The 8,965-nt window shown below is 31.4% G+C and carries 7 protein-coding genes; 2 read left to right on the plus strand and 5 right to left on the minus strand.

Annotated elements, in window-relative coordinates; all coding sequences use genetic code 11:
• Positions 1-69 precede the first annotated feature (69 nt).
• Positions 70-1,899 (plus strand): DUF2207 domain-containing protein, encoded by a 1,830-nt coding sequence (locus VK071_12920; protein HLR36215.1) that lies wholly within the window; start codon positions 70-72, stop codon positions 1,897-1,899.
• Between the two features lie 53 nt (positions 1,900-1,952).
• On the opposite strand, the gene VK071_12925 is transcribed toward VK071_12920, so the two are convergent.
• The 3 genes from VK071_12925 to pepF are packed head-to-tail and all read right to left on the minus strand — an operon-like array spanning position 1,953 to position 4,707.
• On the minus strand, positions 1,953-2,744 hold the full coding sequence (locus VK071_12925) for a GNAT family N-acetyltransferase (GenBank protein HLR36216.1): 792 nt from the start codon (positions 2,742-2,744) through the stop codon (positions 1,953-1,955).
• A 15-nt stretch (positions 2,745-2,759) separates the two neighbouring features.
• Entirely contained in the window at positions 2,760-2,906 is a 147-nt protein-coding gene (locus VK071_12930; protein ID HLR36217.1) for a hypothetical protein, read from the minus strand.
• Positions 2,899-4,707, minus strand: a complete 1,809-nt coding sequence (gene pepF, locus VK071_12935; GenBank protein ID HLR36218.1) for an oligoendopeptidase F — start codon at positions 4,705-4,707, stop codon at positions 2,899-2,901. Before pepF ends, VK071_12930 begins: the two co-directional genes overlap by 8 nt.
• Before the next feature lie 641 nt (positions 4,708-5,348).
• On the opposite strand from pepF, the gene ald reads away from it, so the two are divergent.
• Positions 5,349-6,464: an alanine dehydrogenase gene (ald, locus tag VK071_12940; protein ID HLR36219.1), complete on the plus strand. Its 1,116-nt coding sequence runs from the start codon at positions 5,349-5,351 to the stop codon at positions 6,462-6,464.
• 419 nt (positions 6,465-6,883) lie between these two features.
• Here ald and groL read toward each other — a convergent pair whose 3' ends face one another.
• Both groL and VK071_12950 read right to left on the minus strand, forming a co-directional pair.
• On the minus strand, positions 6,884-8,524 hold the full coding sequence (groL, locus tag VK071_12945) for a chaperonin GroEL (GenBank protein HLR36220.1): 1,641 nt from the start codon (positions 8,522-8,524) through the stop codon (positions 6,884-6,886).
• Between the two features lie 27 nt (positions 8,525-8,551).
• A complete protein-coding gene (locus VK071_12950; GenBank protein ID HLR36221.1) occupies positions 8,552-8,833 on the minus strand; it encodes a co-chaperone GroES in 282 nt (93 codons plus the stop codon).
• Positions 8,834-8,965 lie beyond the last annotated feature (132 nt).

The following is an 8,965-nucleotide window of genomic DNA, read 5'->3' on the forward strand; positions in this document are numbered from 1 at the left end:
ATATAATACCTAAAGGTATAATATTATATAAACCTCGGTATAAATTTCCATGTATAAGGGAGGAATTCGATGGTTAATAAAAAAGTACTAATACTTGTAATTATTTTGTTAATAGGCCTTGGCATAATTTATAACACATCTAAACCAACTTTAAAGGAACATAGACTAGATGAGCTAAATATAAATGTACATATTAATGAAGATGGTAGTGCTAAAATTATAGAAAAAAGGAAGGCTCATTTAGTTGAGGGAACGGAAAATTTTATAATTATAGAGAATTTAGGAGAATCAGAAATTAAAAATTTTGTAGTCAAGGAAAATGGAATTATTTATGAATATGATGATGATTGGAATGTTTATGCTTCTCAGAGAGAAAAAACTAATAAGAATGGTATAGTTAAAACCCCCTATGGTTATGAATTATGTTGGGGCATTGGAAAATATGGTGAACATAATTATGAAATTGAATATACAGTTACTGATTTTATAAGGCAATATGAAGATAAACAGGGAATATTTTGGAGGTTTATAAATGACCAAACCAATATCCCTCCTAGGAATGTGTCAGTAACAATTGAAAGTGATAATAGGTTTGTAAATGAGAATTCAAATATTTGGGCTTTTGGATATAAAGGTGATATACATTTTAGGGACGGAAAAATAGTTGCCACTAATTCTAAAGCTTTTAATGATTCTAATTACTTAACTATATTAGTTGAACTTAAAGAAACTATGTTTGAAACAAATTCAATAGTAGATAAAAGCTTTGAAGAAGTTAAGGAAAAGGCTTTTGAAGGTAGCGATTATAGCCTTTATTCCCCTGCTCCTTCCTCAGGCTTAAGTTCTTTTTCAGACAAGTTAGCTAAAATATTCTTCAATAATATTCTTTTAATAATAATTCTCTTTAGGGTGATTATATCTTTTTTTAATAAAGGAAAAGCATTGACCCGTAAAAAAGTAACAAAATCTAGGAGATATAAACGACAATTCAAGGGTGAACATTGCAAAGAATTTCCTTTCAAGGATAACCCTACTAGTGTATTCTACATCTTATATGAAATGGGTCTATCTAAACCTGAAGATTTAATGACAGCCTTTATATTAAAATGGATTAACCAGGGTTGGATAGAAGTTGTAAATGTGGAAACCGGCATATTTTTTAAAAAAGAAGAGCCCGCTCTTAAACTTATAGAACCTGCTTTGGAAACAATTACTTTAGAGGGAAAATTCTATTCTGCCATGGAAACAGCTACAGATGATAATTTTATATTAAGAAAAAAAGCCCTTAGCAAATGGATTAAAAAGGACTATAGTAATTACGCTACTATGAAAGTATGGGAAACAAGAATATTAGAGGATTCCCTAATCAAATTAAGGGATAAGAAATATATAACCTTTGAAGAAATAGGCTCTTTTACCTCCACTAAAATTGATTCTCAGTTTACACATAAGGGAATGGACGTGGAAAATACTATACATAGGTTTATAAATTATCTATATGACTTTTCATCATTAAACCAACATAGAACAACAAATGTAGAAAATTTAGATGACCTAATGATATGGGCTGGACTACTTGGCATGACAGAAGTTCTTTCTAAAGAAATTAAAAAAATTTATCCAGATTATGAGTCTGAAAGCATATATGGGAAACATGGAATTCATATAGTTAAATCCCTTACTGAAAATGCACATAAGGCTGTTAAAAATACAATTCCAATCCGTGGCCCACGGGGCCCTAGGCCACATGATAGAGGTTACCATAGACACTGGGACGATTTTGATAATTTTGGTAATGGTAGTAGTGGTAGTAGTGGCAGTAGTGGTGGCGGTGGCAGCAGTAGTAGGGGAGGTGGCGGAGGCTCCTCTGGCGGTGGCAGTGGTGGTGGAACAAGATAATATTAAGTAAAAAAAGAAGGTAAATAAATTATAATTTATTTACCTTCTTTTAGTTAAAAGTCCCTTATATAGGACCTATAATAGGTTATCTTCTCATATCCTAATTTAGTATATACCCTCTCTCCAGCAGCAGAAGCCTGGAGAATCACCACAGGACTACCTGCATCAAAGCCTGCATTTGTCGATTCCTGTACTATATAGCTTCCTAGTCCTAAACCCCTTCCACTTTCAATAGTTCCAACATAATAAATTCCTGATACATCCCCTGAGATTACAGTAATTGCTGCTGACATAGGTTTATGACCTTCATATATTAAAAAAGACTTTACATTAGGTGCACACAATGTAGCTTTTGTACTAAACATTCTTTGTCCAACTTCATCTGATTTATCAAAAGCGTCTTTCGTTACAGAAATAAAATCCTTAATCTCTTCATCTGTTTTAACTGTTTTTATCTCAAAACCAGATGGTAAATCTACTGTTTCTATTCTATTTGTCATTATCATTCCTGCAGAGCCTGGTTGTCTCTTCGGTTCTAATCCTTTTTCTTTTAAAATTCTTTCTAGATTATAATCTTCATGAGCCCTTACCCACACTGAATAATTACGTTTTAAGGGACTGAAAAATTCTTCCGCTTTACTAAACATTTCTTCAGCATATTTATCATTTAAACAAAGAGCTCCATTAAGATGTCCATCTTCATTATCTATCCCAATAGTATATATTATATAATTGTCAGTCTCATATAATTTACCACCTTCAATATTTTCAACTCTATGTTTAATAGAGTCTGCTAAATTTTTATCCGCCAATTTTAATAAGTATTTTTGATCTTTTTCCTCCATGTTTAGCCTCCAATATTATTTATTATAATGATAAACTTGATCTATTACTTTAAATCCTAACTTTTCATATATTTTTCCCACTTTAAAATTATTATATTGAAGATATGCATCCTTTTTTTCATTTAAAATACCCAGCCCATCTTGATTAATTTCTCTAATCATTTAATTCCCCTGTTAATTGAATTATCTCATCTATTATATTACCTATATGTTCAATAGTATTTAGTAAAGGTTTATCTGTAGTTATATCCACCCCAGCCATCTTAGCTAATTCTACTGGTGTTTTCGTTCCTCCAGCCTTTAAGACTTCTTTCCAATCATCTAATGTTTTTTGCCCTTCGGTTAATACTCTCTTACTTACTTCAGTAGCTATAGTAAGGCCTGCACTATAAGTATATGAATATAGTCCCATATAATAATGGGGCTGTCTCATCCATGTTAATTCTGCACCTTCGTTAATTTCTACAGCATCTCCCCAGAATTCTTCTAATATTTCTCTCTTTATTTTATTCAATAAAGGTGCTTGTACTGAACCACCAGAATCTATTATCTTATATACTTCTCTTTGATAAGCTGCTTCTAATAAATGGGTTACAAAATTATGATAGTAAGTATTAGATATAATTGATGATAAAACCCATCTTTTCATTCTTTTATCATCAGTATTTTTCATTAAATAATTTGCCATTAACATTTCATTCATAGTTGACGGTGATTCTATGAAATAAAGGGATGGCCTGGTATCAAATATATTTTGATGTTTATGCGCTAAATAAAAATGGCCTGCATGGCCAAGCTCATGGCCCAATGTGAATACTTCTCGCATTGCTCCAGTCCAAGAAATTAAAATATATGGGTGACTACCATAAGGGCTTGCACAAAATGCTCCTGTTGATTTACCTTTGTTTTGAGCAAAATCTATCCATCTTTCATTAAAAGCTCTTTTAATCATTTCTAGGTAGTCTTTGCCTAATACTCCTAGTGCACCATTTATATATTTTTTTGATTCTTCAACTGATACCTTTGGTTCAAAATCAGGGTCTATTACCAATTTTAAATCAGCAAAAGTCATCTTTTCTAAACCATGAACCTTTTGAATTAATTTAGCATATTTTCTCATATGAGGTGCTAAATATTTCATAATTAAATCTATCTGCCTATTATATAATTCTCTATCTATTTCTTGGGGGAATAATAAACTATCAATTACGGAATCAAATCCTCTTAAACTTGCTATAGTTTTTTCTTTTTGTACCTGAATTTGATAAGCTGTTGCTATTGTATTTTCATACTCTCTTAATTTTTTAGAAAAAGCATTGAAAGCTGTATGCCTTATTTTTGTATCTGTTTCATATTCCCATTTTCCTTCAAACAATGTAAAACTTAAAGGATATTCTTTCCCATCCACTTTAAATGTACCAAAGTCCATATCTGCTAACTTAGAAGCATTATAAACTTCATAGGGAGCTTCTAAAGTATTTGAAAGAGCTGATAAAGTTCTCTCTACTTCTGGGTGAAGAGCATATTCCTTTTTCCTCATTATTTCTTTTAAGTAATTATAATTTTCTTTCGATTCTTCCATAGCCTTTTTTATAACTTCTTCATTGGCTTCTATTATTTCTGATTCTATAAAGCTGGTTTTACTATTCAGATTAGAAGCTAAATTCATAAATTTAAATTGTCTTTCTTTATTTTCTGTATTTGTTTGATCCACTTCTACTGCAAGAAAAGAATAGTTTCCTGCAAGCGTAACTAGTTCAGCTAATGTCTTATATTCATCTAAACATTTATTAATATTTCTAGCAATATTTAATTTTCCCTTAAATTTCTTTTCAATATCATCTGTAAGTTTCTCTATCTTATTTATTGTCTCCTTAAACTCTTCCTCGGTTTTAAAAATTGCCATTAGATCCCAAGTTAAATTTTCATCTACATCTTTTCTTTCTAGTAATTCTTTAGCCATTTTAATTCCTCCCTTTTCTAAAAAATTGCGCCTATTAATACGGCTAGTGGACATATTTCTGGGCACATTTATTTAACTAGTCGTATTTTTTTAGCCTATATCAAGTACTTCTGCCTCTCCTATTTTTATTAGCTTTGCCTTCATTAATAAGAGAATTTAGAATGTATAAAGCTCTATTTTTTGAAACCTTTACAATTTTTCTACTTCTTATCGAATCAAATCACCTTTTTTCCAAAACTTTAACCACAATCTCCTTATTATTAAATTCTCCATTATCTTTCCGATTTCCTTCTTTCATAGTACTTATTAGACTCATAAATTTTATTTTTTTCACTTGTTCTATAATTTGATACCCGAAAGTTATCACCTATTTCTTGAAAAATAGACTTTTCAATACCAATTTCCTACACCTATCAATCATCATTTATGTATATATTTTATATTATACCATCTTCATAATCTAAAAAATTAAAACTATTCTGCAAATTAAAAAATCATAAATACTCAATGCAAACATTTTCATAATATGATAATATAGATATGGAAGATTTCTCAGATTTTAAACAGTTTGTGACATAATAAACAAAGTATATCTAAATTGTTAAAAGTCACTTAATATTTTACACAAGGAGGAATATTTAATGATTATTGGAGTGCCAAAGGAAATTAAAGAACAAGAAGACAGAATTGCTGTTACACCTGCTGGGGTTGATGCTTTTGTTAGAGCTGGTCATAGGGTTTTAGTAGAGGCCAATGCAGGTATGGGGGCTAGTTTCACTGACGAAGAATACTCAAACCTAGGTGCAGAAATTGTATCAGACGCTTCTAAAGTATGGGAAGAAGCAGATATGATTATGAAGGTTAAAGAACCACTAAAATCAGAGTATAAGTACTTTAGAAAAGATTTAATTATTTTTACTTACTTACATTTAGCAGCAGAAGAAGAATTAACAAAAGCCTTAATGGAGGCTGGAACAATTGCATTAGCCTATGAAACTGTAGAAAATCCAGATAGGTCCTTACCTCTTCTTACACCTATGAGTGAAGTGGCCGGACGTATGGCTGTACAACAAGGTTCTATTCACTTAGAAAAAACTCGTGGAGGAAAAGGTCTTTTAATAGATGGGGTACCAGGAGTTCCTCCTGCACATGTAGCAGTTGTAGGTGCTGGAATTGTAGGTACTGGAGCTATTAGAAGAGCTGTTGGTTTAGGAGCAAGAGTTACAGTCCTTGATATAAATACGGACAGACTTCGCTATTTAAATGAAGTATTTATGGGAAGAATAGAAACTTTATATTCAAACAACTATAATTTAACAAATGCTATTAAAACAGCTGATTTAGTAATAGGGGCCGTTCTAATTCCAGGAGCTAAGGCACCAAAATTAGTTACAGAAGAAATGGTTAAACTTATGGAACCAGGAAGTGTTCTAGTAGACGTAGCCATTGACCAAGGTGGATGTATTGAAACTACACATCCTACAACTCATTCTGATCCAATATTTATGAAGCATGATGTAGTTCATTATGCAGTAGCAAATATTCCAGGGGCAGTTCCAAAAACATCAACATTAGCCCTTACAAATGTTACTTTACCATATGCTCTTAGAATTGCAAACAAAGGGTGGAGACAAGCTCTAATAGATGAAGAACCATTGAAGAAGGGTGCAAATATATTAGAAGGCAAATTAGTTTATAAAGCTGTAGCAGAAGCTTTTGATCTACCTTATACACCAGTAGAAGATGTATTAAGATAATAAATAATTTTAAAAAGATAGCCTTTAAATTTAGGCTATCTTTTTTATTAATATTTCCATGCTTTTAAAACAAATATTTGAGTAAAATATATTATAATAAATAAAGAAATTGAGTTACAAGAAAAAATTTATAAATTTATGAATTACCTTAAAAATGCTTCATCATTACATGAGAATGAAGATACAAATAACGTAATCTAAAAATGTACTACTGCAGATTAAAATACTACTAATTTATAAAATATAATACTACATATATCTTACTACAAAGTTACAATCTAACTTTATTTAAATTACAATTTTATAAGATATCAACATAAAAAATTGCCAACAGAAAACAACTAATGTTGTAAACCGTTGGCAACTATATATTATTTTTGTAAGGTTGTATTTTACATAGTTTGTAATCTTTTAAAAGACTACATCATTGGCATTCCGCCACCCATTCCAGCCATATTTGGATCCATTCCAGCCATTGGTTCTTCTTCTTCAATATCTATTACTCCAGCTTCTGTAGTTAATACCATTGCAGATACTGAAGCAGCGTTTTGTAATGCTGAACGAGTTACTTTTGTAGGATCTACTATACCTGCTTTTATCATGTCTACATAATCTTCTCTTAATGCATCGAATCCTTTACCTTCTTCTAATCCTTTTACATGTTCAACTATTATTGAACCTTCTAACCCTGCATTTGAAGCTATTTGTCTTACTGGTTCTTCTAAAGCTCTTAATATAATATTTACTCCTGTTTTTTCGTCTCCTTCAACTTCATCAATAAGCTTTTCAACTGCTGTGATACAATTTACAAGCACTGTTCCACCACCAGGTACTATACCTTCTTCAACTGCTGCTCTAGTTGCTGCTAATGCGTCTTCAATACTTGATTTTCTTTCTTTAAGTTCAGTTTCAGTTGCAGCACCAACTTGGATTACTGCTACTCCACCTGATAATTTTGCAAGTCTTTCTTGGAATTTTTCTTGGTCAAATTCTGAATCTGATTCTTCAAGTTGAACTCTTATTTGATGAATTCTTTCTTCAATAGCTTTTTCATCACCTTCACCATCAACTATTGTAGTGTTTTCTTTGTCAATTTGTACTCTTCTTGCTTTTCCTAACATGTCTACAGTTACATCACCTAATTCTTGGCCTAAATCTTCAGCAATTACTTGACCGCCAGTAAGTGTTGCTATATCTTGTAGCATTTCTCCTCTTCTATCGCCAAATCCAGGAGCTTTAACAGCTACACAGTTAAATGTACCTCTTAATTTATTAACTACTAATGTTGCTAATGCTTCTCCTTCTACTTCTTCTGCAATAATCAATAATGGTTTATTTTGTTGAACTACTTCTTCAAGTAATGGCAATATTTCTTGGATATTTGCAATCTTCTTATCTGTAATTAAAATATATGGTTCTTCTAATTCTGCTACCATTTTTTCAGTATCTGTTACCATATATGGAGATATATATCCTCTATCAAATTGCATACCTTCAACAACATCTAAAGTAGTACCCATGGATCTTGATTCTTCAACAGTTATAACTCCATCATTTCCTACCTTTTCCATTGCTTCTGCAATTAATTCACCAATTTGTCCTTCTCCAGCTGAAATTGAAGCTACTTGAGCTATAGCTTCTTTACTATCTACTTCCCTAGAGAATTTTCTTATTTCTTCTACTGTAGCATCTACTGCTTTATGTATACCTCTTTGCAGTATAATAGGGTTCGCTCCAGCTGCTACGTTTTTAAGTCCTTCTCTAATTATTGCTTGAGCTAATAAAGTTGCTGTAGTAGTTCCGTCTCCAGCTACATCATTAGTCTTAGTTGCTACTTCTTTTACAAGTTGTGCTCCCATATTTTCATATTTATCTTCTAATTCGATTTCACGAGCTATAGTTACACCATCATTAGTAATTAATGGTGCTCCAAAAGATTTATCTAATACAACATTTCTTCCTTTTGGTCCAAGAGTTACTTTAACAGTATCAGCCAATTGATTTATACCTTTTTCCATTGAACGGCGAGCATCTTCACCAAATTTAATTTCCTTTGCCATTTTACGTCACCTCTCCTTAAAAATTATTTATTCAACAACAGCTAATATTTCGTTTAACTTCAATATAGTTACTTCTTCTTCATCCACTTTAATTTCTGTACCTGCATATTGAGAAAAAATAACCTTATCTCCAACTTTTATTTGTTTACTTTTCTTGTCGTCATTTTCAATATCTTCACCTATAGCCAAAACTTCAGCTAAATTAGGTTGTTCTTTTGCAGAACTAGGAAGAACAATCCCACTTTTTGTTTTTTCTTCTGCTTCTACTTTCTTTATTACTACCCTATCACCTAATGGTTTAATGTTCATTTATTTTGCCCTCCTTATATAAATTTAATTTTTTCCAATTTGTTAGCACTCAATCTCATCGAGTGCTAATACTTACAAATAATATGTTACTTTATAAGAAATATGTTTTCAAGTCCTAAATTACTTAATATA

Source organism: Tissierellales bacterium (genome assembly GCA_035301805.1).
In the GTDB taxonomy this organism is placed as follows: domain Bacteria; phylum Bacillota; class Clostridia; order Tissierellales; family DATGTQ01; genus DATGTQ01.

Coding starts and splice junctions, on each gene's coding strand:
- VK071_12950 (HLR36221.1), bottom strand. CDS start 8,833: ATGAACATTAAACCATTAGGTGATAGGGTAGTAATAAAGAAAGTAGAA.
- pepF (HLR36218.1), bottom strand. CDS start 4,707: ATGGCTAAAGAATTACTAGAAAGAAAAGATGTAGATGAAAATTTAACT.
- VK071_12925 (HLR36216.1), bottom strand. CDS start 2,744: ATGGAGGAAAAAGATCAAAAATACTTATTAAAATTGGCGGATAAAAAT.
- groL (HLR36220.1), bottom strand. CDS start 8,524: ATGGCAAAGGAAATTAAATTTGGTGAAGATGCTCGCCGTTCAATGGAA.
- ald (HLR36219.1), top strand. CDS start 5,349: ATGATTATTGGAGTGCCAAAGGAAATTAAAGAACAAGAAGACAGAATT.
- VK071_12920 (HLR36215.1), top strand. CDS start 70: ATGGTTAATAAAAAAGTACTAATACTTGTAATTATTTTGTTAATAGGC.
- VK071_12930 (HLR36217.1), bottom strand. CDS start 2,906: ATGATTAGAGAAATTAATCAAGATGGGCTGGGTATTTTAAATGAAAAA.